24 protein-coding genes are annotated in these 25404 nt (G+C 64.4%); 14 read left to right on the forward strand and 10 right to left on the reverse strand.

Annotation, left to right across the window (positions count from 1 at the left end):
- The first annotated feature begins 3 nt into the window (after positions 1–3).
- The 6 genes from RhoFasB10_RS17450 to RhoFasB10_RS17475 all read left to right on the forward strand — a co-directional run bounded on the left by RhoFasB10_RS17450 (position 4) and on the right by RhoFasB10_RS17475 (position 7700).
- The gene (locus RhoFasB10_RS17450) at positions 4–1521 is read left to right on the forward strand and encodes a flippase (protein ID WP_114331440.1); all 1518 of its coding nucleotides are present in this window, start codon (positions 4–6) and stop codon (positions 1519–1521) included.
- 212 nt (positions 1522–1733) lie between these two features.
- On the forward strand, positions 1734–3005 hold the full coding sequence (locus RhoFasB10_RS17455; RefSeq protein ID WP_167677634.1) for a hypothetical protein: 1272 nt from the start codon (positions 1734–1736) through the stop codon (positions 3003–3005).
- Positions 2995–4104, forward strand: a complete 1110-nt coding sequence (locus RhoFasB10_RS17460) for a glycosyltransferase (protein ID WP_167677636.1) — start codon at positions 2995–2997, stop codon at positions 4102–4104. Before RhoFasB10_RS17455 ends, RhoFasB10_RS17460 begins: the two co-directional genes overlap by 11 nt.
- On the forward strand, positions 4091–5380 hold the full coding sequence (locus RhoFasB10_RS17465) for a hypothetical protein (protein ID WP_240931211.1): 1290 nt from the start codon (positions 4091–4093) through the stop codon (positions 5378–5380). The genes RhoFasB10_RS17460 and RhoFasB10_RS17465 overlap by 14 nt, the downstream gene beginning before the upstream one ends.
- Positions 5381–5417: 37 nt before the next feature.
- Positions 5418–6584: a lipase family protein gene (locus tag RhoFasB10_RS17470; RefSeq protein ID WP_308115176.1), complete on the forward strand. Its 1167-nt coding sequence runs from the start codon at positions 5418–5420 to the stop codon at positions 6582–6584.
- A 30-nt stretch (positions 6585–6614) separates the two neighbouring features.
- Positions 6615–7700, forward strand: a complete 1086-nt coding sequence (locus RhoFasB10_RS17475; RefSeq protein WP_068421158.1) for a glycosyltransferase family 4 protein — start codon at positions 6615–6617, stop codon at positions 7698–7700.
- On the opposite strand, the gene RhoFasB10_RS17480 is transcribed toward RhoFasB10_RS17475, so the two are convergent.
- The gene (locus RhoFasB10_RS17480; protein WP_167677640.1) at positions 7690–8886 is read right to left on the reverse strand and encodes a SpoIIE family protein phosphatase; all 1197 of its coding nucleotides are present in this window, start codon (positions 8884–8886) and stop codon (positions 7690–7692) included. The genes RhoFasB10_RS17475 and RhoFasB10_RS17480 overlap by 11 nt on opposite strands.
- Entirely contained in the window at positions 8883–9683 is an 801-nt protein-coding gene (locus RhoFasB10_RS17485; protein ID WP_068421152.1) for an alpha/beta hydrolase, read from the reverse strand. The genes RhoFasB10_RS17480 and RhoFasB10_RS17485 overlap by 4 nt, the downstream gene beginning before the upstream one ends.
- A 357-nt stretch (positions 9684–10040) precedes the next feature.
- On the opposite strand from RhoFasB10_RS17485, the gene RhoFasB10_RS17490 reads away from it, so the two are divergent.
- Both RhoFasB10_RS17490 and RhoFasB10_RS17495 read left to right on the forward strand, forming a co-directional pair.
- On the forward strand, positions 10041–10250 hold the full coding sequence (locus RhoFasB10_RS17490) for a hypothetical protein (RefSeq protein ID WP_068421151.1): 210 nt from the start codon (positions 10041–10043) through the stop codon (positions 10248–10250).
- Between the two features lie 43 nt (positions 10251–10293).
- Entirely contained in the window at positions 10294–11313 is a 1020-nt protein-coding gene (locus RhoFasB10_RS17495) for an LLM class flavin-dependent oxidoreductase (protein WP_068421279.1), read from the forward strand.
- A gap of 67 nt (positions 11314–11380) precedes the next feature.
- Here the strand turns inward: RhoFasB10_RS17495 and RhoFasB10_RS17500 are convergent, their stop codons facing one another.
- The 8 genes from RhoFasB10_RS17500 to RhoFasB10_RS17535 are packed head-to-tail and all read right to left on the reverse strand — an operon-like array spanning position 11381 to position 19525.
- Positions 11381–11776, reverse strand: coding sequence for a DUF5313 family protein (locus RhoFasB10_RS17500; RefSeq protein ID WP_068421149.1), 396 nt, complete (start codon positions 11774–11776; stop codon positions 11381–11383).
- Positions 11773–12234, reverse strand: coding sequence for a MarR family transcriptional regulator (locus tag RhoFasB10_RS17505; RefSeq protein ID WP_254303379.1), 462 nt, complete (start codon positions 12232–12234; stop codon positions 11773–11775). The genes RhoFasB10_RS17500 and RhoFasB10_RS17505 overlap by 4 nt, the downstream gene beginning before the upstream one ends.
- A gap of 52 nt (positions 12235–12286) precedes the next feature.
- A complete protein-coding gene (locus tag RhoFasB10_RS17510; RefSeq protein WP_167677642.1) occupies positions 12287–13324 on the reverse strand; it encodes an extracellular solute-binding protein in 1038 nt (345 codons plus the stop codon).
- Positions 13325–13373: 49 nt separating this feature from the next.
- Complete coding sequence (locus RhoFasB10_RS17515; RefSeq protein WP_167677644.1) at positions 13374–15305, reverse strand: FAD-dependent oxidoreductase; 1932 nt, start codon at positions 15303–15305, stop codon at positions 13374–13376.
- Positions 15306–15311: 6 nt separating this feature from the next.
- The gene (locus RhoFasB10_RS17520) at positions 15312–17513 is read right to left on the reverse strand and encodes a 3-hydroxyacyl-CoA dehydrogenase NAD-binding domain-containing protein (protein WP_240931213.1); all 2202 of its coding nucleotides are present in this window, start codon (positions 17511–17513) and stop codon (positions 15312–15314) included.
- A 10-nt stretch (positions 17514–17523) separates the two neighbouring features.
- The gene (locus tag RhoFasB10_RS17525) at positions 17524–18735 is read right to left on the reverse strand and encodes an acetyl-CoA C-acetyltransferase (protein WP_068421143.1); all 1212 of its coding nucleotides are present in this window, start codon (positions 18733–18735) and stop codon (positions 17524–17526) included.
- 37 nt (positions 18736–18772) lie between these two features.
- Positions 18773–19099 (reverse strand): hypothetical protein, encoded by a 327-nt coding sequence (locus tag RhoFasB10_RS17530; RefSeq protein ID WP_206031051.1) that lies wholly within the window; start codon positions 19097–19099, stop codon positions 18773–18775.
- Positions 19100–19150: 51 nt separating this feature from the next.
- Positions 19151–19525, reverse strand: coding sequence for a nuclear transport factor 2 family protein (locus RhoFasB10_RS17535; protein WP_068421141.1), 375 nt, complete (start codon positions 19523–19525; stop codon positions 19151–19153).
- Between the two features lie 89 nt (positions 19526–19614).
- On the opposite strand from RhoFasB10_RS17535, the gene RhoFasB10_RS17540 reads away from it, so the two are divergent.
- From RhoFasB10_RS17540 to RhoFasB10_RS17565, 6 genes are all read left to right on the forward strand, one after another.
- Complete coding sequence (locus RhoFasB10_RS17540; RefSeq protein WP_167674221.1) at positions 19615–20757, forward strand: acyl-CoA dehydrogenase family protein; 1143 nt, start codon at positions 19615–19617, stop codon at positions 20755–20757.
- A gap of 99 nt (positions 20758–20856) precedes the next feature.
- Positions 20857–21645, forward strand: a complete 789-nt coding sequence (locus RhoFasB10_RS17545; protein WP_068421139.1) for an enoyl-CoA hydratase/isomerase family protein — start codon at positions 20857–20859, stop codon at positions 21643–21645.
- A gap of 30 nt (positions 21646–21675) precedes the next feature.
- A complete protein-coding gene (locus RhoFasB10_RS17550) occupies positions 21676–22059 on the forward strand; it encodes an OB-fold domain-containing protein (protein WP_167677646.1) in 384 nt (127 codons plus the stop codon).
- Positions 22056–23207, forward strand: a complete 1152-nt coding sequence (locus RhoFasB10_RS17555; RefSeq protein WP_167677648.1) for a thiolase family protein — start codon at positions 22056–22058, stop codon at positions 23205–23207. Before RhoFasB10_RS17550 ends, RhoFasB10_RS17555 begins: the two co-directional genes overlap by 4 nt.
- Before the next feature lie 32 nt (positions 23208–23239).
- Positions 23240–24448: an acyl-CoA dehydrogenase family protein gene (locus tag RhoFasB10_RS17560; RefSeq protein ID WP_167677650.1), complete on the forward strand. Its 1209-nt coding sequence runs from the start codon at positions 23240–23242 to the stop codon at positions 24446–24448.
- Positions 24445–25401 (forward strand): phosphotransferase family protein, encoded by a 957-nt coding sequence (locus tag RhoFasB10_RS17565; protein WP_167677652.1) that lies wholly within the window; start codon positions 24445–24447, stop codon positions 25399–25401. Before RhoFasB10_RS17560 ends, RhoFasB10_RS17565 begins: the two co-directional genes overlap by 4 nt.
- Positions 25402–25404 lie beyond the last annotated feature (3 nt).

Genomic DNA, 25404 nt, shown 5'->3' on the forward strand with positions numbered 1-25404 from the left:
CGGATGACCGAAACGACTGTCCCGGACGGGATGGAGACACCACCCGACTACCGGGCTATCGCGGCGGATCCGAAAGCCGCAGCCCGGGCGACCGCGGCCGTTCTGATGAGCCGCGTCGTCGTCGCGGCTCTCGGCTGGATCGGCAGCGTGGTCATCGCCCGTACCCTCAGTCCCGACGAGTGGGGTCAGTTCAGTTTCGTCTTCGCACTTCTCGGCCTGATGTCGGTCGTGACCGATCTGGGAGTCGGCCGAGTCGTGTTGGCCCGACTCATCGACGACGACGCCGAGGAGATCGCACGGACCGCATCGTCTTTCCTGGCACTGCGTTTCGTGCTGGGACTGGTCGGCTATGTGCTGGCGATCGGCTACACCGTGGTATTGGGGTATCCGTCCGAGGTCGTGCTCGCTACCGCTGTCGGTGGACTCGTGGTCGTCTTCGCGACACCGAGTCATGCACTCTCCGTACTCTTCCAGGCTCGGCACCGACTGCTCCTCGTGGCGGTCGCCGAAAGCGTCGGTCAGGTACTGCAACTCGCACTGACCGTTCTCGCCGCAGTGTTCGCGCCGACACTGCTGTGGTTCGTACTTCCCGCCGTCGCCAACGAGATATTCAAACTCGTGACCAAGGGCTTCGGAATCCGCCGCCGATCGGTCGGATTGCGGCCGTCGCGGCACATCGAGATACGCCGTTGGAGTGCGTATCTCAGGGAAGCAATTCCGCTGGCCATCGGTTTCGCGCTGACCATCGCGATGCTGAAGATCGACATGTTGATGCTGAGTCTGCTCGATGATTTCGACGCGGTCGGCCTCTACTCGATCGGCTACAAGTTCTCCGACATGATCGACACGTTCACGCTCGCGGCGGTCGCCCCGGTGAGCACGTTGCTGATCGCGTCCTGGCCGGACGATCTGACGACGTTCCGCGAGCGATCACGTTCGGCGGCAACGTTGTTCATCGTCTTCGGCGCCATGGCCGTCGCCGCGTTCTGGCCCTCGGCCGAACCGCTCATCCGGTTGCTCTACGGTGAGCGATTCGTCGACGGTGCGCAGGCGGCGCGGCTGCTCGTGTTGGGCGCGGCCCTCATGTCTCTCGTGATGCTCGGGATCTTCGTACTCGCGTCGGCGGGCATGCAACGCCACTACCCCCTGGTCGCGCTGCTCGGACTGGCGATCAACGTCGGGCTCAATCTGGTTCTGATTCCACGTATGTCGTTCGACGGCGCCGCGATCTCCACGGTCGTCACGATCGGGGTGACGCTGGTGCTGCTGTGGATCGTCATCGAACGCAGTATGCCGGTGTCGGGGGTACTACCGGTCCGATCGGTCGCGGCGGTGATCGTCGTGTGCGCGGCGGTATCCGCGGTCGGGTACTTTGCGGTTCAGGCGTTTTCGGCGATCTGGCTTCCCATCTCGATCGTCGCCGCCGCGCTGGTCGGAATCGTCGTCTTCGCCCTGGTCGCCATCGGTGCCATCGATTCGCCTCTTCCGTCCGCGAACAAGGGCCGCCATGCGCGTCGTTGAGTCGCCGCAGAGAAGGAGGTTCGCATGACCGCGTCACCGACCGAATCGGACACGCCGTCGGCTATGGAGCCGAAAGCAAGATTCGTGCACGTTCCCACCGGTCACGCTGCACCGCTTGATCTTTCACATCGCGTTATGATCGAGATTGACGACACTACCGGGCGGGTAACACTCGGCCACGTTGACAGATGCGACCTTAGGAGCCCCTCTTGGTGCCCGTAGACGATGCCGTGCATCGCGGTGACGTTCCTCCGCCCATCGATCTGGCGGGGCACATGCGAGAACTCGGGCGCGCTCTCCTGCCTGCGTTCGTCATCGCAGTTCTCGTGGGGGCCGGTGTGTTCTACGTCCGCAGTGAGCTGACGGAGAAGCAGTACTCAGCCTCGATCGTCACGGAAATCAAGCCCGCGCAGACACTCATCCCGGGCGACGCGTTCATCGAACAGATGCGTGCACCGTTCGAACAGCTGGCCACGGACACGGACGTGCTGAATCGTGTTCTGTCCGAGGTGGACACGGACATGGACGCCGGGCAACTCAGCGCAAGTCTCGAACTCGTCCCCGGCACGTCTCCCGCGCTGTTGACGTACACGGTCACGACGGACTCGCCCGAGACAGCCCTCGCCCTCGCGCAGTCCATGGTCACCAACGTGGCGCAGGCAGCCAACGCCAACTACGCGCGCGACACCCAAGGCCAGGTCGAGCAGGCCCAGGCATCGATCGCGGCGGCGGAGGCTCGGGTCAACTCTCTCGCCGCCGAGGACCCGAACCGCAGCGCCGCCGAGACACAGCTGTCGCAACTGCAACAACAGCTCTCGCAGCTGCAGGGTGGCGGCGGAGACCAGTTGGTCGTGCTGTCGAGCCCGGAGCAGAACACCGCGCCTGTGTCTCCCAAACCGATGTCCGAGGCTCTGGTGGCAGCGTTGGCCACGTTGGTGGTGGCGGCGGAGCTGATCGTTCTGCTGCGTGGCCGGTTCGGCTCGTCACCCAACCGTTCGTGGGCCAGGCGGGTCGCGAAGAAGAACGGTGCTGCGTTCGACGCGACGTCGTCCGGCGATCTGCCTCCGATTCTGGCGTCGCGCATCGACAGTCTTCACCGCGGAAGTTCCGTGTCCGGGAGCAATGCGCGGCATGCAGCGAGCAAGCGGGATGCAGTGGTCGTGGTCCTCGTCGGAGACGAAGCCGTGTATCGACCGACCCGCGGATACGCCGCCGATGCGGCGGCCGGCCGTCCCGTGGTCGTGACGATGGGACTCACCGACGAGTGGTGGCGCGCAGTCGATGTCGCGGACATCGATACCGTCGCGGTTCTGGTCTCCAAGGCCGGCAAGGACAAGAAGGCCGCAGCGCGTGCGCTGAAGCAGATTCACGAATTCGGAATTTCGTCGTTCCTGGTTCTGCAACCGAAGAACAAGAACAAGGACCATCGGGCCGACCAGGCGACACCGCAACAGAACACGGAGGTGGACACCCGTGCCAGCTGACAAGATCGCCCTCGTACACGAGCGATTCACCGAGATCGCCGGGTCGGAACACGTCATGGAGCAGCTGGCACTCCACTGGCCGAACGCGGACGTCTTCGCCCCCATCGCCCGCGCCGAAGGCATTCCTCCCGGCCTGTCCTCGCCGCCGCACACCACCTTTCTCAACAACATCTACAACGCCATCGGCCAGCGCTCCTACGCCCCGGTGCTGCCGTTGATGCCGGTCGCCTTCCGGCGGTTGAAGCTCGACGACTATTCCGCCGTCGTCGTCAGCCATCACGCGTTCGCCACACAGACCGTGTTCGCGACGGACGCCCCGGTCGTCGCCTACGTCCACAGTCCAGCGCGGTGGGCGTGGGATCCGGAACTGCGTGCCGGTGAAGGTGGCGGCAAGGTCGGTGCGGGAATTCTGACCGCGCTGTCTGCTGTGGCACGCAAGTGCGAGACGTCGGCGGCCCCCAAGTTGACCACCGTCGTCGCGAACTCGACGGCGGTGGCCGAGCGCATCTCGAATTGGTGGGGCAGGGACGACGCCGTCGTCGTACACCCGCCTGTCGACATCGAGGGGTTCACGCCCGACACGTCGGTCGAGCGCGAGGACTTCTTCCTGCTCGCCGGCCGTCTGGTTCCGTACAAGCGACCCGACATCGCGGTGCGCGCGGCCGCCGAAGCCAACGTTCCGCTGGTCGTCGCCGGTGACGGTAGAGCGATGGAGCAGTGCCGGGAGCTCGCGGGTCCGAAGACGACGTTCCTCGGCCGGGTGTCTCACGAAAAGCTCCTGGAGCTGCACCGCAAGACGCGCGCTCTCCTGATGCCCGGTATCGAGGATTTCGGCATCGTTCCCGTGGAGTCGATGGCCACCGGTACCCCGGTCATCGCCCTCGGCGAGGGTGGAGCGGTCGACACCGTGTTGCCCGGCAAGACCGGCCTTCATGTCGCATTCGGTTCGGACGACGAGATCGTGGCCGGCTTCGCTGAAGCGATGAGGTCGTTCTCCCCGAGCGAGTTCGACCGCAACGAGATTCGCACATGGGCGGAAGGCTTCTCGCGCGCCAACTTCCGCGACCGGATGCAGGAGGTCGTCGATGCCGCGATCTGACGCTCCCGGTGCAGCCCGCCATCGCTACCGATCGACCGCGATGGACCGTGTCTTCGCGGACGCACGCATCATCGCACTGACGGGTCCGACCAAGGGGCTTGACGCCGCCACTGCACGTGCGGTGATGAACGCAGCCGAGCAGTCTTCCGAGACCCCTCGGTTGGCTCTCGAGCCGCAGCACGACAGTCGCGACTGGGAGTATCGCACCGGCGAGGACAACAGCGCGGTGCTGGCACTTCCCGACCTCGACACGTCGGATCTGGGTCGTTTGCTGACCGAGATCCGAAACCGTCCGGGGCCGAAGAAGGCTCTGGAAGTGATCGTCTGCGGTGACTACCTTGCGGTCGATCTGTCCCACGGCATCGGCGACGGGCAGATGGGACTGATGCTTCTGGCGGCGTTCTCGAGCGACGTCGACGACGCACGTGCCCGCGGCCTGGCCACCGGTCTGCCCGATGGTTCGACCTGGACCGCGTTGCGGAAGCACTATTCCGCGAAACCTGCTGCACTGCGGGACTTCTGGCGTTTGCGAAATCAGCACAAGAACACAGGCGCGTCCGAGAACGTACCGTCGCGACGCATCGAGAACTGGGAGTCGGCGAAGGTCAGCCGGTCGGCGTACATGGAGCCCGCGCGCGTGAGCGAACTGCGCCAGTGGGCGTCCGAGAATGCGGCAGGCGCAACCACGGCATCGATTTCGGTGGCGCTGTGGCGCGCCGCTTTGCTGGCGCAGAACGTGCCGCTGTCCGAGCAGGTCATGATTCTGTTCAATTCTCGCCGCTATCTGGGCCCCGAACATCTTGCGTCGCACGGCAATTTCGCGGTCGGTATTCCGCTGCACCTTCCCGTCGACCTCACACCCGTGGACATCGCGTCCACGATGAAGCAGGTCATCGATTCCGGGTGGCCCGTCGCCATTCTCGGAATGTCCGAGATCAAGGACAAACTGCTGTCCTGGCGTTCGCGTCCGTCGACGCCCGAACCGGGCGGCGTCGTCGACGTTCCCGATCGGCTTCGCCTGGCAGTCAGCGACCTCGGCAAACTGCGCATGTTCGACCATCTGGCATGGGCGAACGACGGTCGACCGCCGCAGATCGCCGCGTCCTTGGAACCGGACGGACCCGACGGCGTCACCATGTTGATCGCCGAGGTTGCCGGCGGACGCACGTACACGGCGTCGTTCTGCGACAAGATGATCGACTCGGCGGTCGTCGAGTCCGCACTCGAGCAACTGTGCAGCGACCCGCTGTCCCTGCTGCGAGATGTTCGGACTTAGCGCCGGGGGCGCACACCCCGCTACCAGCCTCGCATCGGTGCGCAGGCTGGCACCGATGCTCGTCGTACTGCTGATCGCCGCCTGCTCGTCGGGCGAAAACGACCAATCCTCCGCGACCACGAGTTCGACCCCGGAAGCACCGGGCACGTTGCTCGCCGAGCCGACGGACTTCCAGGGGTATGCGGCCCTCGATACCGTGACGCAGAAGACCGTCGCCGTTCGTTACCAGTCGACGTCGGGAATCGACTCCTCCCCCACCGAAGTCACCGGGGTCGTGTTCGTTCCACAGGGTGACCCTCCTGCGGGTGGCTGGCCGATCGTGTCGGTGGGCCACGCGACCACCGGGTCGTCGAGTCGGTGCGCGCCGTCGAAACACATCGGTCTCCTCGGCAACCTGCCGACCGTCATTCCGTTCCTCGTGAACGGTTACGTCGTGGCAATGACCGACTACGAGGGTCTGGGAACCCCTCGCTCGCACCCGTACCTCGAACCGGTCACCGCGGGATACAACGTCATCGATGCCGTGCGGGCTGCGAAGGAAGTCGAGCCGAACACGTCCGACACCTGGCTCGGGTACGGCGTGTCTCAAGGTGGACAGGCTGTGTGGTCCGCGAACGAGTTGTCCGGGGACTACGGGCAGGGCCTGAATCTCCTCGGTTCCATCAGCGTCGCCCCGGCCACCGATCTGACACCGTTCGTCGACTCCATGCTCGCCGGCACATTGACGCCCGAGCAGATCACGGTGCTGCCGTCGCTCCTGCAGGGACTGCAGGTCAAGCACCCCGAACTGAACCTCGACGACTACGTGCACGGAACATTGGCGAGCCGCGTGGACGCCTTCGACACCTGCATCGGTGAGAAGGCTCAACTGCAGGCCGATATCGCCGAGGACACCCCGGCGTCGGACTACCTGCCGTCGAGCCCCGAGGCCGCAGAGCGGCTACGCGAATGGCTGGCCGAATACAGCGTTCCGAGAACCCGCGCGCAGAAGCCGATGCTGGTCGCGTACGGCGATCAGGATGCCCTCATCACTCCCTCGTGGACCCGGGCCGCAGTGGGTGAGGCGTGCGCGGCCGGCGACGTCGTGCAACTCGTCGCGGCACCCGGACAGGGGCACGGCATTCTGAACATCGGGTCGACAGTGCAGGACTGGGTCGACGGGCGTGTCGCGGGCACCCCGCCGCCGAACACCTGCGGCTCGTAACCCACCACCACGAACGAAGAAGGGTCGAACATGACCGATGCTGCGACGATCGTGTTCATCGCACATACCGGCCAGGTTTCGGGGGCCGAGAAGGTTCTGCTGAATCTTGTCGACGAGGCCGAGACCGCAGGGCACCGGGCGGTGGTTGCATGCCCCACCGGTCGCCTGTCCGAGTCGCTACCGGACGGAGTGCGCCACATCGCCATTCCGGAGCTGAGTCTCGGTGGTGAGCGGGGGCTTGCACGCGGTGTCGCAGCGTGTCGACTGGTCGGTCGATGGTTGGCCGCCGGCCGGTCGGTGCGACCGATTGTCCGCTCCCCCGGAACGTCGACGGTCGTCAACTCGCTGTTCGCACTTCCGGTCGCCCGTGTGGCGGGACCGAAGCGAGGTGCGTCGTGGCTCGTACACGACACGATGACGAGCGCGAAGCAGAAGGCCGTCGTCGCGCTCAGCAAACCCGCGATCCGCGTCGCGGTGTCGGTGTCGGAGGCCACCGCGGTTCCACTGAAAGCCGCCGGAGTACCGACCGTCGTGTCGCACAACGGTGTTCGATGGCCGGTCGAACAGTACGGCGGGGACCTTCACGATCCGCCCGTCGTCGGGATGGTCGCGCTGCTCACGCCGTGGAAGGGACACACCGTCCTTCTCGACGCCGTGGCGTCGCTCCCCGGCGTCCGGCTCGAGCTCGCCGGCGGCAGCTTCCCCGGCGACGCCGCCTACGTCGAGGAGTTGAAACGTCGTGCTGCCCAAGCCGATCTGGCGGGCCGCGTCGAATTCCTCGGTCATACCGACACCGATGCCGCGCTACGTCGATGGGACGTCGCGGTGTCCGCGAGCACCTCGCCGGAGGCCGGTCCCCTGTCCGTCCTCGAGGCGATGTCCCACGGACTACCCGTCGTCGGGACCGATCACGGCGGGACCACCGAGTTTCTCACCGGCGGAGCGGGAGTGCTGGTCGAACCAGGAAACTCAGCCGCACTCGCGACGGCGATCGAGGGTGTACTGGCCGACGGAAGCATGCGTCGACGGCTCGGGGAGACCGCCCGACGCCGAGTCGAAGCCGAGCACGACCTCGCCGTCACGTTGCCGCAATTGTTGAAACGCCTTACGGAGTAGACGAATCCGGCTCCTGCACCGGCATGCCGAACGCCATGACTGCGGCGTCGTCCTCCAGCCCGCTGTCGAAACTCTCCATCAGCGTTTTCAAGTCCGCGACGATGCCCGACGGAGTGTTCGGCGCGTGTCGCCGCGCGAACTCGAGCAGCGCGCCGTGGTCGTCGTAGCGCTCACGTCCGCGCCCGGTTCGGGCCTCGGTGAGACCGTCGGTGTACAGGACGAACGTGTCTCCCGGCTCGAGTCGGCATTCGGTCGCCACGAAACGCGCGTTCGGCAGGATGCCGACCAACTGCCCACCCGGTGTCTCGACGTAACGGACGGAACCGTCGGCCTTCAGCAGAAGGGCCGGTGGATGGCCGCCGCTGGCCAGTTGCACGTCGAATCCGCCGTCTCGCCGTGACAAGGTCCCGTAGATCACCGTGCAGAATCGAGCGTCTGCCTGGTCGAACTCCTGGTTCAACACGGTGTCGAGGTTGTGCAGCACCTTGACCGGACCGGAGTCGTACACCGCGGCCGCGCGCAGCGTGTAGCGCGTGAGCGAGGTGACGACTGCCGCGTCCGAGCCCTTGCCGCAGACGTCACCGAGGAAGAATCCCCAACTGTCCTCGGACAGCGGGAACATGTCGTAGAAGTCGCCGCTGACATCGTCCCACGAAGCGGTGTGGTAGTACGCGTCGGCGTCGAGTCCGCGGGGAGGCAACAGCTTCGGCGGTAGCAACGAGCGCTGCAATGTGCTGACGAGTACCTGAGCGCGCTCGTGTTCGCGCTCGGCACGTCGACGCTCCTCGACGAGTTCACGCTCGTAGGCGCGCCGTTCCCGTGCGTCGATCGCGGTGATGCGAACGAGTACCGGTTCACCGTCCTCGTTGCGCCGTACATTGCCGGTGACGAACATCGGTAGCCGCTCACCGGTCGACGACACCAAATCCAATGCCACGCTGTCGAATTCGCCCACCGAGAACAAAAGCGGGGCGAAGTGCGTTTCGTAGTGAATTCGCCCCCCGGCGGTGAGCAGATCGCCGAACTGCTTGTCCAGCAGGTCCTCTCGTGTGCTTTCGAGCCAGTTCAACAGCGTCGCATTGACTCCCGCGATCTTGCCGTCCGGCCAGGTCGCAAGGTAACCGCACGGGGCGTTGTCGTACAGATCGTCCACAGTGTCCCGCAAGGCGGGGTCGAGATATTTCATGCCGCATCGACGAACGTCAGAATGGCGTCGGCCGTCGACCCCGGATCGCTGACGTGCGGGCAGTGACCATGCGCATCCAATGTCACCAACGTGCTGCCCTGAATGTGCTCGTGCACGAATCGTCCTACCTCTCGTGGGGCGAGCGAATCGTGGGCGCACTCGACGATCGTCGTCGGCGTGACGACGCGGTCGAGATCGGCGCGGTTGTCCGACAGGAACGTCGCCCGAGCGAACGCGCGTGCACACGCAGGGTTGGTACGGCAGAAGCTCTCGGTCAATTCCTCACCCAATTCGGGACGGTCGGGATTGCCCATGATGCGCGGCGCCATGACCTGCGCCCACCCCATGTAGTTGCTGTCGAGGGACTCGAGCAGTTCGGTGATGTCAGCCTCGGAGAAGCCGCCGCAGTACCCGTCGTCGTCGATGTAGCGGGGCGACGGTGTCAGAAGCACGAGTTTGGCGAAGAGATCCGGATGCCGAGCCGCCGCCAGAACGCCGATCATCGACGCCACCGAGTGGCCGACGAAGACGACGTCGTGCAGGTCGAGTTCGCGGACGATGTCGACGACGTCGTCCGCGTAGGCGTCGAGAGTGGAATAACGCTCCTCCGTCCATTCGGAAATATCCGAACTACCCGAACCGACATGGTCGAACAGCACCACCTTGCAGTGCGTGATCAAGTGTTCGACGACGGCACGCCACAGGTTCTGATCGCACCCGAAACCATGCGCGAGCATGACCGTCGGGCCGCCGTCGACACCGATCGTCGTCACATTGTTCTTCACGCGCGGGTTCACCGGAGAATTGTCTCACCCCGTCGTGAGCCTGCGGCCCACGCCTGCCCTGTGCGGTCGGCGAGTTGGCGAAAGAATTCTTCCCGGTATGCCGAACCGACTGACATCGTTCCCGGGCGAGGACCACAATGGGAAGACCGAACGAGCGTCGCGAACGCACCGAGCTTTCCCTTTCGACGCTCGCCGAGGCGACGGGGGTGGCCATGGGGTTCGACATCCGATGGACGAGTCTTCTGTCCTGTGCTCGCACACGAGGAATGACGAAAGATGTTACGCCGGTGGAGAATTCGCAACAATAGATCACACGATGTCAGAACACGCGCTCCTCGGTCCCGCCAGGCGGGGATCGACTGGTCGTTCATGGCAGGCGCGATGTCCATCGTGACGTTCTGGGCTTTCGGGATCGGCATCGTCCTGGGCGCGCTCGCCGTGGCGGGCGCGGTGTGGTCGACGCAGGGACCGGAGGCGGCAGACGCTCCGGAGCGGGCGGACGTGGCGATCGCGATAGCGATCGGTGCCTCGGGAATGGTGGCGGGAGCCGGTTTTCTTCTGCTCGTTCTGCCTCCGTGACAGCGCGGGGAATGACCGTATGCGGTTGAACGTTCAACGGGGCATGAAGAACATCGGATTCCTGTCGTTCGGCCACTGGTCGTCGGCGCCTGGATCGCAGACGCGATCGGCGTCGGACGTCCTGTTGCAGTCGATCGACCTCGCGGTCGCTGCCGAGGAGTTGGGTGCCGACGGCGCCTACTACCGGGTGCACCACTTCGCCAACCAGTTGTCGTCCCCGTTTCCGCTGTTGGCAGCGGTAGGCGCGAAGACGAACCGGATCGAGATCGGTACCGGCGTCATCGACATGCGCTACGAGAACCCCCACTACATGGTGGAGGACGCCGGATCAGCCGATCTGATCTCGGGATCCAGGCTGCAGCTCGGCATCAGCCGAGGATCGCCGGAGCAGGTCGTCGAGGGCTACCGTCATTTCGGACATGTTCCTGCCGATGGTGCCGACCATGCGGAGATGGCACGAGAGAATACGCGCGTCTTCCTAGACCTGCTCCGAGGTGAAGGATTCGCGAAACCGAACCCACGCCCGATGTTCCCCAACCCGCCGGGCCTTCTGCGCCTCGAGCCACACTCCCCCGGCCTCCGGGAGCGTATCTGGTGGGGTGCCGGTACGCGTCAGACCGCCGAGTGGGCCGCGGACAACGGCATGAACTTGATGAGTTCGACATTATTGAGCGAGGACACGGGTGTGCCGTTCCATCAGCTGCAGGCCGAGCAGATCGAGCGCTTCCGTAAGCGTTGGGCGGACACCCAGCACACATTCGAGCCGCGAGTCTCGGTGAGCCGTAGCATTTTTCCGATCGTCGACGACGTCGACCGGGCATACTTCGGTCGTGAAGGCGGCAGCAGTGACCAGGTCGGATACCTCGACGGCGGCAAGGCACGTTTCGGTAAGACGTACGCGGGCGAACCCGACAAGCTGATCGCGCAGCTGGCCGAGGACGAAGCGATCGCTGCCGCCGACACGCTGTTGCTGACGGTTCCCAATCAGCTCGGTGTGGATTACTGCGCTCACGTCATGGAGTCGTTGCTCCGCGACGTGGCACCTGCCCTCGGGTGGCGGTAGATCTCACCAGGTCGCCACAAAACCGGTCCCGACGGCGTCCGCCGTCGGGACCTGTCTTCGTGCTGGTTCAGTGATGCGGATACTGAGCTTCGTATCGCGCGCGCTGCGAATCGATGTCTCGTCGCCTGCGGTCGCTCTGCAGGTCACGGGGCAACCCGTGTAGCTCGAGGCGACGCGCGCGATTGAGCTCCATGAACGCCGCGGTGTAGAAGAGGGCGAGCAGAACGCTCAAGAGCACCATCGCACCCCTCAACCACAGCGGGCCGGGGAACAGCACGAGAAACCCGACGAAGATGGGCGTGAAGGGCAGCAAGGACCGGAACAGGTGGCGAGGAACCGCTCCTTTACCGACCAGGTCGTTGCGCACCCACTCCTGCATCGAAAGCGGAAGTTTCCTCCCGAAGATCACGTAACCGAGCCATTGGAAGAAGGTGGGCTTGGTGCGTGCCGCCTTGTTGTTCATACCTGGTCCGATCGGTCGGCAGCCAGTGCTGCAGCGTTGATGCGAGTGAGGACTCCGTGGAGTTCTTCCAGTTCGGACATGTCGACTCCGAGCTTGGCGACAACTGCACCGGGAATGCCCTCGGCCTGGGTCCGCAGCGCGACACCCTTCTCCGTGAGCGCGACGGCCAGCTGCCTTTCGTCGGCCTGGCTCCGGGTGCGTTCGACGAGACCGTTGCCCTCCAGCCTCTTCAGCAGCGGCGACAGCGTCGGCGAGTCGAGGTGAAGAGCGGCACCGATGTTCTTGACCGAGCGCGGGGACTGCTCCCACAGTGCGAGCATGACCAAGTACTGGGGGTGCGTCAGCCCCATCGGTTCGAGCAACGGCCGGTACACGGCCAGAACGGTCCGATTGGTGACCGCCAGGGCGAAGCAGACCTGACGGTCGAGCGCCAGCGGATCGGTAGCAGTGGAAGTCACGCGTTCGAGCATACGCTAATAGTTAGTGCACTAACTGTTAGCGCGACAAAGCTCACTTCACGAAGTCTTGCTCCCATCGCTCCTGAAACTGCGCGATGGCCTCGGATGTCAGTGCGGCCGTGTCGGGCATCGGGATGTCCTGAGCCCTGGCCACCGCGCCCGGGATGTCGGGGAGGGCACTTGCGTACCCTTTCGACAACGCGACCTGGCCCTCCCGAGACACCATGAAGTTCGCGAGCACCTGAGCCGCGTTGGGATGTGGCGCCGACGACAGAACATGGGAGTACCAGGGCGTTCCCCATGCCGGATCGGGCAGAGCCCACCCCACCGGCGCACCGGCATCCATCTCGCGCACGAGCGGCTGCACCATGGGCGATGCGACGATCTCTCCTGACGCGAGAGCTTGCGCGATGGCCAACGCGCCGGGGTAGATACGTGGTTGCAGCGCGGCCAGACGTGCGTCGAAATCTCCTCCGACCCAGTTCTCGTCGAAGAACTGATATTGATCGACGACGGCTGCGAATCCTGCGGGATTCGTCACGCCGATGCGGCCGGTCAGTGCCGGATCGAGGATGTCGTCCGGAGTCCGCAGCCCGTCGGGCAGCGCGCTCGAGTTCCACCCGAGTGCGAAGACCGCGGCGCTCGTCAGGAACATGGTGTCGCCCAGAACACTTCGATTGCGCTCGTACGCAGGATCGTCGAACGCAGGCCCGACGAAGGCAGTCGAGTAGTCACCCGACTCCGCTGCCGCCGAGACCCACGCCGGATCCGAGGACATGTGCACGTCGGCGGTGCCGCGCCCCGTTCGATTTTCGGTCTCGACGCGTGGGTTCATCTCGACGTCGGAGCCACGGGTGAATTCGAGCTGTATCCCCGGATACGCCTCGTCGAAAGCGACTTTCAGCGCCTCCAGGTTCTCCGGGTGCTGCGTCGAATACAACTGGACGCTTCCCTCCTCCTTCGCCGCTGCGACGATATCCTCCCAACTACCCTCGACGGGACCGGATGCTTGCGACTGGCCACACGATGTGCCCGCAACTGCGAGACACAGGATTGTCACCGACAAGAGAACTCGTGGAACCACTTTCATCGATTCTGCCCTTCGATCTCGGAACATAGAGTCCCAACGAATGATTCGACTACAATTCCGCGCCCGCCCGGTACCCCTCGGCGATCGCATGGGAAATCCGTCGTGGCGTGACGCAGTCTCCGATGATGCTGACAGTGTCGCTGCGTTCGAATCCCCACGGTGGCACTGCAACCCGAGGTCCGTGCCAAACGACCGCGATGTCCTCGTACGTCAGATCGCCGGTTCCGAACACCGGACGCAGCGTCACGGGAGCGGTCAAGTCGTCGGGCACATCGAGGGCGTGGGCGATCTTGAAATCTACACCCGCGCTTCCCAATCGAGCGAGCAGCGGGCCTGCACTCTCGGGCGGAACACGAGAGGCAAGCGCTGTGAGCGCGGTGGCGAACGTGACGTCCCATCCCCGCTGCGCCAACGCCTCGGCTGCGCTGTACGCAGGCCAGAATCCGTCGCCGTCGTCGAACACCACGACTCGGCCGGGCGCGGCAGGAACTCGGCCGAGCAGAACGTCGTCGACCGTGAACGCGGTCCGCTGCTGCAGTACTGGGGTCAGCTTCGCGGGACGCGAACCGATCGCCACGACGACGTGATCTGCGGCAGAACGGATGTCGTCGAGATCGCCGGAGCCGATCCCCGCCGACAGGTTCACGTCGACTTTCAGCCTTCTCAGCTCGCGCTCGAGGTAATCGACGATGTCGATCAACGTCGCACGACGAGGAGCCGATGCCGCCACACGGACGGAACCGCCCAAGACCTTGTCCTGTTCGAACACGGTCACGCGGTGCCCTCGCCCCGCCGCCACCCGAGCGGCTTCGAGACCAGCGGGGCCACCGCCGATCACGAAGACTTCTTTCGATTTTCGTGCTCGCTTGCCGACGTCGACGTGTCGACCACGCCCGATCTCGGCGTTGACCGCGCAGTGCAGGTGCGGGTCGAACGCCCTGCAATCCTGGTTGACGCCGAGGCAACCGCGGATTTCGGCCACACGTCCGGTGCGGGACTTGTTCGGTAGCTCCGGGTCGGCGATCAGGGCCCGTGCCATGCCGACCATGTCGGCGTGTCCGGACTTGATGGCGTGGTCGGCGGTGCCCGCGTCCCGTATCCGCTGCCCGACGAGAGTCGGTAGTCCGGTGGCTGCCTTGACACGCGCGGCCGACGGAATCGCAACGGCGTCCTCGCCCGACGAATCCTTCACGTACTTCCCGCGCGTTCCGTGAGTGATGCTGAAGTAGTCGATCCCGAGTTCCGCGAGATTCTCCGCAATCCGCACGCAATCGTCGATCCCCATTCCGCCGGGGATCTCCTCCTCCCCACTCAATCTGACTCCGAGCACGAATCCCGCGGGAATCTCCGACCGCATCGCGTCGATGATCATCCGAGGGAACCGCATGCGGGCCTCGAACGACCCTCCGAAACTGTCCGATCGTCGATTCGTGAGCGGCGACATGAACTGAGCAGGCAAGTATCCATGTGCGGCATGGAGTTCCACCCCGTCTGCACCTGCTGCCACCAGATTGCGCGTCGACACACGCCATCCCTCCACGATGTCGTCGATTTCCGCTGCCGACAGCTCGTGGGGTGGGTACGCGTCGCGCACCGTTTTGATAGCAGACGGCGCCGACGGTGGTGCATCCGACTCACCCCCGATGAACTCGCGTCCGATGTGGCAGAGTTGCCCGACGAATTTAGCGCCGTGCCGATGCACTGCCTCCACTTTCGCCGCAGCAGCCGGAACGAACTCGTCGCGGTAGGCTTCGATCAGTTTCCGGGACCGCAGCGTCGTCGTGGGGTGTACGACGGTGGCACCGCCGATGATCATTCCGACTCCCCCCGCCGCCAAACGCTCGAAGTGCTCGGTGTCCCCGTGTGTCGGCACGCCGTCGACCGCCATCGACGTGCCTGCGGGAAGTGCAACCAGCCGGTTCTTCAGCGTGATGCCACCGAGCTGGATCGGCGAGAACAGGTGCGGGAACGGGGCGCTCACGTCAGCTCAGACCCTGAACACCTGGGCGCCCGCGGTTGCCATGTCCACCAACGACTTCGGCGGCTCGAGATGGCGCCCATACCGCGCAGCCAACTCACGCGCACGCTCGACGAAACCTGCTATGCCACCGTCGTATTGCTCGATGTATCTGATGACTCCGCCTGTCCAGGCTGGGAATCCGATGCCGAGCAACGAACCGATGTTCGCGTCCGGCGTCGATGTCAGAACGCCTTCGTCGAAACATTTGACGGCTTCGATCGCTTCCGCGAACAGCATGCGTTCCTGCATGTCGGCCATCGAGATCGACGTTGTTCCGGACGCGAACGCCTCACGAACGCCAGGCCAGATGCCTGCCCGCTTGCCCGCGTCGTCGTATGAGTAGAAGCCTCCACCGCCGGCGCGACCTGTTCTCGACAGCTGGTCGACCATCGTGTCCATGACAGCGTCGGAACCATGCTGTCGCGCTGTCTTTCCCGATGCGACGAGCACACGCTCGTTCTCCTTGCGGATCTTCTGCGACAGTGTCAACGTCAACTCGTCCATCAGTTGCAGCGGCGGAGCTGGATAGCCCGCCTGTGCACCTGCTTGTTCCACGAAAATCGGATTGATGCCCTCACCCACGGCTGCCATCGCCTCGTCGAGGAATGCCCCGATCACGCGCGACGTGAAGAAGCCACGGCTGTCGTTGACCACGATCGGCGTCTTGCGAATCTGTCGCGCGAAATCGATGACCTTGGCCAGCGTCGCATCCGACGTCTTCGCGCCACGCACGATCTCGACGAGCGGCATCTTGTCGCCCGGTGAGAAGAAATGGATCCCGATGAAGTCCTCGGCCCGTTGCACACCCTCCGCGAGTACGCCGATGGGCAGCTGAGAGGTGTTGGTACCGAGCACCGCATCGGGTTCGACGACGTTCTCGATCTCCTGAAACACAGCGTGTTTGACGTCGACGGACTCGAATGCCGCCTCGACGACGAGGTCGACGCCCGCGAAGTCCGCGGCGTCGGCGGTGGGCGTGATTCGTGCCAGCAAAGCTTCGGACTTCGCAGCGTTGGTCGACCCGCGCTCGAGCGCTTTGCTCTCCAGTTTGTCCGCATAGTTCTTGCCCCGTTGGGCCGTTGCGACGTCGACGTCCTTCAGCACCACGTCGATTCCCGCCTTCGCGCACACGTACGCGATGGCCGAACCCATCATTCCCGCTCCGATGACTCCGACCCTCGTCGCCGCGAGCGTCGGGTAGCCCTCGGGTCGGGATCGACCCCGGTCGATGGCCTCACGATCGAAGAAGAACGCGTTGATCATGTTCTGGGCGACGCGATCGGTCATGAGAGACACGAAATACCGCGTTTCGATCCGGTCGGCGGTGTCGACGTCGACGTAAGCGCCCTCTACCGCGGCGGCGAGTACAGCCCGGTGCGCCGGTGCAGGCGCGCCCTTGGTCCGCTTACGCAGCATGCTCGTCAGCACGAGCAGGTTCTGCGCGACGGCAGAATCGGTCGGGGCGCCACCGGGAATCGAGAAACCGCGTCGGTCCCAGGGTTGGGTCGCATCTGGATTGTGTGCGATCCATGTCTTGGCCGCCGGAATCAGCGCCGACGCGGAATCGACTGTCTCGTCGATCAATCCGAGCTCGACTGCCTCGGCGGCCGACTTACGTGCGCCCTTCAGCAGCACCTCGGGAAGTGCCGCGTGGAGTCCCATCAGCCGAACCGTCCGGGTGATACCGCCACCACCGGGTAGAAGTCCCAGGGTGATCTCCGGCAGACCGATCTGTACTCGATCGGTGTCGACGGCGATGCGGTGGTGAGTGTGCAACGCGATCTCGAATCCGCCGCCCAACGCCGCACCCGCTATCGCGGACACCACTGGCCTGCCGAAGGTTTCGAGCCGTCGGAGAACATTCTTGATTCCGTCGATGCGACGCGTCAGCTCGGCCGCGACCTCGCCTTTGTCCTTGTCCGCGTGGTCTGCCGTCATGTCGTCCAGGTCGCCTCCGGCGAAGAAGGACTTCTTCGCCGAGGTGAGCACGACGCCGGTGATCGACTCCTTCTCTGCCTCCAGCCGGTCGACGGTCGATGCCATCGACGCGATGTACAGGTCGTTCATCGTGTTGGCGCCCTTGTTCGGGTCGTCCATCGTGAGAACGACGACGCCGTCGGAGTCCTGTTCCCACGTGATCATGTTTCCGGCACTTCCTGTGTTGGTCATGTCTCAGCCCTCAGATCCGCTCGATGACGGTGGCAACGCCCATGCCGCCGCCGATGCAAAGAGTGATCAGCCCGTAGCGTCCGTCGATTCGTTCGAGTTCGTCGAGCACGGTGCCGACGAGCATCGCGCCGGTCGCACCCAGTGGATGGCCCATCGCGATCGCGCCACCGTTGACGTTGGTCTTCTCGTGCGGGATGTGCAGATCCTTCATCCACTTCAGAACCACGGACGCGAACGCTTCGTTCAGCTCGAACACGTCGATGTCGGCGACGGTCAGTCCCGCCTTCTCCAATACTTTCTCGGTCGCCGGCGTCGGACCGGTCAGCATGATCGTCGGCTCGCTACCCACTTGGGCCGTCGCAACGATCCGCGCCCGTGGGACGAGACCCGCCCTCTCCCCGGCCGCAGCACTTCCGACGAGCACGACGGCTGCCCCGTCGACGATGCCCGACGAGTTCCCACCGGTGTGTACGTGGTCGATTCGTTCGATGTCGGTGTACTTCTGCAGTGCGACGTCGTCGAATCCGGTTGCCGCTGCCATTGCGGCGAACGCGGGCTGCAACCGACCGAGACTCTCGGCCGTGCTGCCTGGCCTACGGTGCTCGTCATGATCGAGCAGCGTGATTCCGTTCAAATCCTTGACCGGCACGACCGATTTTGCGAAATACCCTGCGCTCCAGGCTGCTTCGGCGCGCGCCTGAGACTCCGCAGCGTAGTTGTCGACGTCGTCACGAGTGAAGCCCTCGACGGTCGCGATCAGATCGGCGCCGATGCCCTGCGGAACGACATGCAGGTCGTACGTGGTGGTCGGGTCCGTGAACAACGCCCCGCCGTCGCTCCCCATCGGCACCCGTGACATCGACTCGACGCCACCGGCGACGACGAGATCGTCCCAGCCGGAGGCCACTTTCTGCGCGGCAAGATTGACTGCTTCCAGTCCCGACGCGCAGAAGCGGTTGATCTGGGTTCCCGGCACCGACTCCGGAAGGCCGGAGACCAGCGCGGCTGCACGCGAGATCACCGCACCCTGCTCACCGACTGGAGACACGACACCGAGCACGACGTCGTCGATGTCGGCTGGGTCCATGTCCGGGAACCGAATTCGCAGTTCGCGAATCAACCCGGCGACGAGGTCGACCGGTTTGACACCGTGCAGAGCACCGTGTCGTTGTTTGCCTCGAGGGGTGCGTATGGCCTCGAAGATCATGGCTTGCTCTGTCACTGTTGCCCTTTCGCGCGGCCGAAACGTCAAGCTGGAGTCAGTCGAACGCAATTTCGGGGGTTCTGCCGATCAGCAGACGTCGAACCTTGCCATCGCCGGTGATCTGCGCGCTTGCGTTGAACGATGCTTCGAAGGCGCCGTCGCGGGTCGTGCGCCCGAGAACGAGTTCGACTCCGTCGACCGTCACCCCCCTGTCGATCACGTGGATCAGCGTGCTCTTCTCACGCTGCGCGAGATATCCGACCAATCCGCCACGGTCGCCGACGAATTCGGCCGACGCACCCTCGCCCTTCGAGAACTGCACCGACATCCGGAAGTCTGCGGTGATCATGTCGAGCACTCGATCCGGATCGTCCGAATCCATGCATCCGAACCATCGGGCGAGCGTCGGCGTCGCATGTGTAGTCGCGTCCACTTATGTTCCTTTCTGCGTTGAATCATCTGGCAGAAGCGCGAATTCGGCGTCGAACGAGACCTGATAGCGGTCGACGAGGCCGTTCGCATCGAGATGCATCGAGCCGACGAAATAGCCGGTGACGCGGTCACCTTCGGTCACTGCACCGTGCGCGAATTGGAGGTCTCCATCGGCGGCCGAGCGAAGAAGTCGATGCTTCCGGTCGACCGGTGGGCGGCCGTTCAGATACTCGAGCATCGCCGCGCGGCCGGACTTCCTGCTCACACCTGTCGGCAGCACCATCGCGTATTCGACATCGTCGGCAAGCATGGCGACAGCGGCGTCGAGGTCGCCCGCGTCCAGAGTCGCGTAGTAGTCCAAAATCCTCAGCTTCATGAAGTGAACTTAGTTCGAATTACCTCGGTTTGTCGAGACCCTTACGCTACGGTGCATACACAAATTGAATTCGATTCGAGTGGAGTGACATGGCAACTTCTCCGTCCACCGCCGCCGAGGCACCCTGGCCGCGGTCCGAACCTGCCGCCCTGACGCCGGGTGTCGAGCAAGAGGGAATCCGGGACGCCATCCGGGGACTTATCGGCAAACACTCCACGATCGACCAGGTGCGAGCACTGTCCGAATCCAAAGCGGGATACTCGCGCGAGCACTGGACACGACTCGTCGAGGAGATGTCGGTGACGACTCTCGCCGCACCCGAAGACCGTGGCGGACTCGGGTACGGCATGGTCGAGATAGGCATCATCCTCGAGGAGTGCGGACGCGGACTCTCCCCTGAGCCCGTCTACACCTCCGCAGTTCTGGGCGTCCACGCGCTTCTACTTGCTCCGGAGCCCGCTGAGGACCTGCTGACACGAGTGTTCGACGGCTCGGCGGTCGCGACGGTGAGCACGTCACCTCGCGGATCGGAGCGTATCCACGCCCACGACACCGGGTCGGGATGGACGCTGGACGGAGACGCAGCAGCTGTCGTCTGCGGCGCCGAGGCCGACATCGTCGTCGTCTCTGCTCGCTACGCCGGCGGAGTGGGCGTCTTCGCAGTCGAAGCCGGCACACACATGAATGCGCGCCCACGCACCGTGCTCGACCCGACCCGACGCCAGGCCGACCTCGCGTTCACGAGATCTCCCGCGCGCATGCTCGCATCCGACGGCGACAGCGCCGCGTTCCTGGACCGTCTGCGAGATCTCGCGACACTCGGACTCGCCAACGAGAACACCGGCATCATCGACGCACTACTCGACATGACCGTGCAGTACGTGACCACGCGGCATCAGTTCGGCCGCCCGATCGGATCGTTCCAAGCGATCAAACACCGCCTCGCAGACGTACTGACCGCGCTCGAACGCGCCCGCTCCGCGGCGAGATACGCGGCCGCGGTGTACGACGAGAACCCAGCGGACGCGCGGCTCGCGATCGCCGTTGCCGGTGCCGTGTGCACAGACGCCGTCGTCCATGTGGCACACGAAGCGATTCAACTCCACGGCGGTATCGGGTTCACCTGGGAACACCCGGCGCACTCGTACTTTCGACGGGCCATGGGAAACGAAGCGTTACAGGGCGATTCACGCTCCCACCGCGCTCGCATCGCAGACCTCGTCGGGATCTAGACGTTTTTTCCGCCACCTTCGATTCAGCTATTGACGCTGACAGACACGGTAGCTAATACTGAAGTGAATCCAGTTCAAGTTCGAACGAAAGGCACCACCATGATCGAGACCGATCACATCCTGTTGGAGAAGGACGGCGAGGTCGCTCGCGTCTGGCTGAACCGCCCGCACAAGAAGAACGCCGTCACGGTCGAGCTTCTTCATCGTCTCGACGAGATCATCGTCGAGGTGGACAACGACCCGAACCTGAAAGTTCTCGTCCTGCGCGGTGTCCAGAACCAGTTCTGCTCCGGTTTCGATCTCGACGAGCTGCTGTCGGATTTCGTCGGGTCCACCAACGCCATGGATGTCGCAGTTCTGTCCGCGAAGGTCTGCGACCGCCTCTACTCGATGAACACCCCGTCCGTCGCCGTTCTCGAGGGATACGTCACCGCAGGTGGATTCGAACTCATGATCTCGTGCGACTTCGCCGTCGCAGCCGACGACGCCAAGATCGGCGACTTCCACATCCGCCGGGCACTGTTCGGTGGTGCGGGCCCCATCTACCGCCTGCCTCGCATGATCGGTGTCCGCAAGACCAAGGAACTGATGCTGACCGGCAAGCTGCTGAGCGGCAAGGAAGCAGTCGACTTCGACCTCATCAATGCGTCCGCGCCTGCCGAAGGCCTCGACCAGTTGGTGGCCGACTTCATCGCACCTCTCGTCGACAAGAGCCCGTTCATGATGAAGCTCACCAAGATGTGCATCGATCGCGGTCTGGACGCGGACATCCAGTCCCTCATGGTCATGGAGCATCTTGCCGTCGGCAACGCCCTTCAGTCCGAGGACGGACGGGAAGGCGTCACCGCATTCCTCGAGAAGCGCGAGCCCAAGTGGGTCGGTCGCTGACGTTCCGCTGTTCGACGACTACCTGAAGGGATGGAGATGGACACGACGGCGGGCCTTGCACTCGCAGGCAGCAAGTGCACGAAATGCGACACTGTCGCCTTTCCTGCCAGCTCGATGTGCAGCAGATGTGCGACCCCCACAGCAGCCCCGGTGACACTGAGCACCACCGGACGAGTGTGGGCGTACACCGTGCAACGTTTCGCACCGAAGTCGCCGCCGTATGTCCCTCTTCCAGAAGGCTTTCGGCCGTTCGCCGTCGGCTATGTCGAACTTCCCGACGGAATCAAGGTCGAGGCGATCCTCGAGTGCGAGAGCTTCGACGAACTGGACGAGGCACCGGTGAGGCTGGTCTCCACCTCGCCGGTGCCCCGGTTCACGGTCATCGCTGACTCGAACATAGGAGTACCGCAATGACACAGGGTGTTTCGATCATCGGAGCAGGACTGTCCAAGTTCGGCAGGCAGCCCGGTGTCAGCGGCCGACAGATGGCCGTCACCGCGATCGGTGCCGCGTTGCAGGACGCAGGACTGACATGGCCGGACGTCCAGGTCGCGTTCGGAGGCAGCGACGGGTCCGGGCTCGCCGACACGCTCGTCGCCGAACTCGGCTTCACAGGGATCCCGTTCACGAACGTCAAGAACGGATGCGCGACGGGTGGCAGTGCGCTCTTCTCCGCGGTCAACGCGGTCCGGTCCGGATCCGCGGAGATCGCATTGGCCGTGGGATTCGACAAGCATCCACGAGGCGCCTTCGATCCGAAGCCCGCCGAGTGGGGCCTCCCCGACGGTTACGGCGACGCAGGCCTGATGGTCACCACCCAGTTCTTCGGCGCGAAGATCTCGCGCTACATGCGCCGCAACGGCATCTCGCACGAAACACTCGCGCGCGTCGCCGCGAAGGCGTATCGAAACGGTGCACTCAACCCCAATGCGTGGCGACGCGAGGCCATCGACGTCGACACCATCGCCGGCGCCGACATGGTGAACGATCCACTCACCCGGTACATGTTCTGCTCCCCCGGCGAGGGCGCGGCAGCCATCGTCGTTGCCGGCGCCGACGCCGCCAAGAGGTTGGGCGGTCGCCCAGTGCAACTTCGTGCAATCGCACACCGGACAAGGCAATTCGGGTCGTTCGAGGTGTTCAGTCCGTCCGTCCAGGGAACGGGAGAACCCACCAGCGTCAGCGCCGACGCGGCAGCCGCTGCGTTCGATCTCGCCGGAATCGGGCCCGAGGACGTCGAAGTCGCGCAGCTGCAGGACACCGAGAGCGGCGCCGAGATCATGCACATGGCCGAGTGCGGGTTCTGCAAGCCCGGCGAACAGGAAGCGATGATCGCCGCAGGCGAGACCGAGATCGGTGGCAGGCTTCCGATCAACACCGACGGCGGATGCATCGCGAACGGAGAGCCGATCGGCGCGTCGGGACTACGTCAGGTGCACGAGATCGTCACTCAACTCCGCGGTGAAGCAGGTGAACGTCAGGTCCCGAACACACCACGCGTCGGGTTCACCCACGTTTACGGCGCACCCGGCATCAGTGCCTGCACCGTGTTGACGGTGTAGGCCATGCCTTTCGACCACGAGGGACCAGAACAGTGACACGACAGACGCTTCCGGACATCGCCGAGTTCACCGCCGACGCCGTCCGATGGCTGGGCACGGTCGCACAGCAACGCACGGAGTCGGTGTGGGGTGAGGGCACCGATTCGGTGGCGGTGTTCGAGAATTGGACCGCAGAACAAGAGCGCGAGCATACCGACGTGATCTCTCGATACGAGAGAAAGAAATTCGACGCCGGCTGGGGTGCACTGAACTCCCCCGTCGAATTCGGTGGACGCGCTCTTCCGATGTCCTACGTTCTCGCCTTCCGCCGCGCGGAAGAATCGTTCGATGTGCCTCGCCGAACCGAGATGTTCTCGGTGACACAACAATTGGTCGCTCCGACTGTTCAACAATGGGGAACGGACGAGCAGAAAGCCACGTTCGTCCGGGCGATGCTGCGTACCGATCTCATTGCCTGCCAGCTGTTCTCCGAGACCGAGGCCGGTTCGGACCTGGCCGCGGTGCGTACCAGGGCCACGCAAGCCGACGACGGTGGCTGGACGATCGACGGCCACAAGGTCTGGACGTCGGGAGCACGCGTCGCGGACTTCGGGGTCGCGTTGTGCCGCACCGACACCAGCGTCGCGAAGCATGCCGGTCTGACCATGTTCCTGGTTCCTATGGATGCACCCGGCGTCACGGTGACACCGATCCGGCAGATGACCGGCGGATCCTCGTTCAACGAGGTGTACCTCGAGGGCGTCGAGCTCGACGACTCGTACCGACTCGGGCCCGTCGGCAAGGGCTGGCAGGTGGCGCTCACGGTGTTGGCCGCCGAACGACTCGACGGCGGCAACCTCGGACTCGCGAACGCCGACCAGGCAGTGGAGTTGGCCAGGAATCTCGGACGCCCACTGACGGAGATCGAACGCGACGCCATCGCCGACCTGATCACGCGCAGCTATGTCCAACGGATTGCGAACATGCGCGTCGCGGGAGCGGTGGTCGCAGGCAACGACCCAGGGCCGGAGGCATCGCTGGGCAAACTGCTGGCGACCGACACGATGGCCAGGACGTCCGACGTCGTTCGATTGCTCCTCGGCTCGGATGTGACGTCCGATTCAGGGAGGTGGGGAACGTTCGCGTGGGCAGAGCATCTCCTGGGAGCTCCGGGTTACCGGATTGCCGGCGGAACGGACGAGATTCAGCACAACATCATCGCCGAGCGCGTCCTCGGCCTACCCCGGGAGCCCAGGCCATGACGGAATCCACGCTGGAATCCCGCGTCGCCGCGACTTTGGCCGAACGTGGTGTCACCGTCGCCGACTTCGAGACGTTGCCCGGTGGCCATTCGGGGCTGACGTATCGAGCACACACGTCGGACGGCGACATCGTCGTCAAGGCCGTTCCGGACGGCCAACGTTCGATCGGCCGTCACGACATGCTCAGACAAGCGGCGATCCTGACCGCGCTGACGGACACCGACGTTCCCGTTCCACGGATCGTGGCGATCGACAGGACCGAACCGTCTTGGTTCGCAATGGAATTGGTGCAGGGCGAATCTCTGGAACCGGTCCTCGACGATCCTGCCGTGGATCCCGCTGTCGCAGCGCGCCGAATGCTCCGCGCTGCAGAGGTACTTCCCCGCTTGCACGCCGTCGACCTCGGCACGGTTCCTGGAGCAGAAGACCCGCTGTCCCCATCCGACGAACTCGATCGCTGGGCTCGCACGTTGGGTGCAGTACCACCCGAGTTGGTGGCCGGCGGCGACAACTTGCTGAACTTACTACGGGCCGACATCCCGGATCCCATCGATCCCGTTCTCGTGCACGGCGACTACCGCCTCGGGAACATCCTGTCCGACGGTGACGATCCTGCGGCGTTGATCGACTGGGAGATCTGGAGCGTCGGCGACCCACGTGTCGAACTCGGCTGGTTCCTCCTGTTCGCCGACGGTACGAACTTTCCAGGCGTCGGACGCGAGGTTCCCGGCCTGCCGAGCCCCGACGATCTTATTTCCGCGTACACCGGCCACGGACGGCAGCTACCGGACATGACGTGGTTCGACGCGCTCGGACGGCTCAAGATGGCAGCGATCATGGGACACAACCTGCGCCGGCACCGCGAAGGCCGTCATATCGACCCCGACCAGGAGAAGCTGCCCGCCACCATCGACCGGTTGATCGAGACCGGCACTGCGCTCCTCCGACGCTGACGA

Origin of the sequence: Rhodococcus sp. B10 (assembly GCF_011770055.1) — a bacterium.
GTDB lineage: Bacteria > Actinomycetota > Actinomycetes > Mycobacteriales > Mycobacteriaceae > Rhodococcoides > Rhodococcoides kyotonensis_B.